Annotated in this window: 2 protein-coding genes and 1 pseudogene; all 3 read left to right on the forward strand. The window is 64.6% G+C overall.

Features of this window, described 5'->3' with window-relative positions; translation table 11 throughout:
• On the forward strand, window positions 1-688 hold a 688-nt coding region (locus tag AB1460_RS36925), incomplete at its 5' end, for a transposase (protein ID WP_368967171.1).
• A gap of 148 nt (window positions 689-836) precedes the next feature.
• Window positions 837-1157: pseudogene (locus tag AB1460_RS36930) on the forward strand (integrase core domain-containing protein); the annotation flags it as partial.
• 449 nt (window positions 1158-1606) lie between these two features.
• The gene (locus AB1460_RS36935) at window positions 1607-2272 is read left to right on the forward strand and encodes a hypothetical protein (RefSeq protein ID WP_368967173.1); all 666 of its coding nucleotides are present in this window, start codon (window positions 1607-1609) and stop codon (window positions 2270-2272) included.
• The last annotated feature ends 78 nt before the right edge of the window (window positions 2273-2350 follow it).

Genomic DNA, 2350 nt, shown 5'->3' on the forward strand with positions numbered 1-2350 from the left:
CGACGGACCAGCCGAGATGGCCCGCATGCTCCGGCTGGCCAAGACCTCCGCGGTCAAAGCCCGGACCCAGGCCGTCAACCAGCTCAAGGCCGTCCTGATCCGCGCCGACCCGGAGCTGCGTGAATCCATCGCAGGCCTGGGCCCCGTGACCCTCGTCCGCCGATGCGCCGCCCTCGACGAGGTCGCACCGATCGACACCCCCACCACCGCGCGCTACGCGCTACGCCGGCTGGCCACCCGGATACTGCGGCTCACCGACGAGGTCAACGACCTCAACCGACAGCTGACCACCCTGCTCACTCGTCACACACCCGCACTGCTCACCCGCGTCGGCGTGGGACCAGACACGGCCGCGGCCCTCCTCATCGCCGCGGGCGACAACCCGCAACGGCTGGCCAGCGATGCCTCCTTCGCCGCCCTGTGCGGCGTCAGCCCGATCGAAGCGTCATCCGGAAAGACACACCGTCACCGCCTCAACCGCGGCGGCGACCGCCAGGCCAACGCCGCCCTCCACCGCATTGTCATCACCCGTCTGCGCTGCGACCCCCGCACCCGCGCTTACCAGCAACGACGCCTCGCGGAAGGCAAGACCCCACGTGAGGTCATCCGCTGCCTGAAACGCTACGTCGCCCGCGAGATCTACAACGCCATTCCACGCCCGCACCCACCAGCCACTCAGGGCAGTTGACAACACAGGGGCGTCAGCGCCGTTTGTGGTCCTTGATCTGGGTCTCGATGTCGGCGCGCCCCCAAACGCCACAGACCAGCCAGACCGCAGACGGCCGTCAAGCATCAGGTGGGACCAGAACGTCAAGCATCACCCGGGACACGACACGTCGTTCGACGCGGTCCTCGCCGACGCCGGCATCACCACCGTCAAGATCCCACCCCGGACCCCGCGAGCGAACGCCTACGCGGAACGGTTCGTCCGAACCGTTCGGACCGAGGTCACCGACAGGATACTGGTCTTCGGCGAGCGGCACCTGCGTACCGTCCTGGCCGAGTACGCCGCCCACTACAACGGACGACGACCCGACCGCGGCCGCGACCTTCAACCGCCACGGCTCGATCATCCCATCGCAGATCTGACCAAGGGACGAATCAAACGTCAGTCCGCCCTCGGCGGCCTGACCAACGAACACGAACGAGCTGCCTAAATGCCCAGGTCAACACTGGTGGCCGAGTTCTGACATCCCACAGCTTGCCAGCAAGAATGCCGCAGCCCCAACTATAGACGATCATGGAGATTCCTTGCTAACCGACAACAATATCGAAGCTATGCCACGTGACCCACAGTCACGCCACTTAAAGTCATGCCCTTGCGCAACTTTCGAATACTTGCCCCGCGACCCGCGATGACCAGGCAAAACTTGCCGCCGGACTTCGACGGGCCCCTGTAACAGATAGTAAAGTGCAGATTCCGGTGTTGCCCCCTAGATGGATAGTTGGTATGTTGCTTCGGGAGCCAGAGGCCCGCTCTTGATCAGCATGTGATGGCGTAACGGAATGCTGCATCGCCGACCGAGTAGTCGCTCGCCAATGAACGCAAGCGACTCACTCGCAGTCGTGCATGGCCAATGTTGCAAATTACTATCGTGGAGTATTTGTGACGCTCAAATCAGTGCTCGACACCACACTTCGAGATGGCGAGCAGGCGCCGGGCAACGAGATGGCTGTCGAAGACAAGGCGCGCCTTTTCGGGTTGATTGATGCTGCCGGCGCAGACTACATCGAGGTGGGATTTCCGGCCTCATCGCCTGCGACCTTCGAATTCGTGCGCGAGGCATCGCGCAGAACGCGCAAGGCGGCCGTCACTGTTTTCGCCCGTGCGACGCCTCGTGACATCGACATCGCACTCGACGCCGTCCGGGACACCGATCGCTTCCAGCTCCAGCTGCTCATCACCGGCTCGGAGATTCACGCCGAGCATAAGCGTGGCCAGACCTGGGACCAGGCCCGGGCGGAACTGGTGGAGGCCTGCGGTTACAGCCTGAAGGCGGGGGTGCGCGACCTGTCTATCGGACTGGAGGACTCGCTTCGGGCGTCGCCTGAGTACCTGCGCCCCATGATGCAGACCGGGCTGGACTCCGGCGCCGAGCTGTTTGTCCTGGCCGACACCGTGGGAGCCTGCGTGCCGCACGAGGTCGAGGCCAAAGTGCGCGCGGCCCTGCACTGGGTCGGCGGGGCGGCCGATGTGACGCTGCACTGCCACAACGACCTCGGGCTAAGAGCGTGTCTCATGTCGGGTGCGGGAGTTTCTTCCAGCAGGTGATCGCGGCGGCGAGGCAGAGGAACCCGAGGAAGTTGCGGCCGTTGCGTTCGTAACGCAGAGTCAGACGACGGTAGCCAC

The organism is Parafrankia sp. FMc2, from assembly GCF_041008525.1.
In the GTDB taxonomy this organism is placed as follows: Bacteria; Actinomycetota; Actinomycetes; order Frankiales; family Frankiaceae; genus Parafrankia.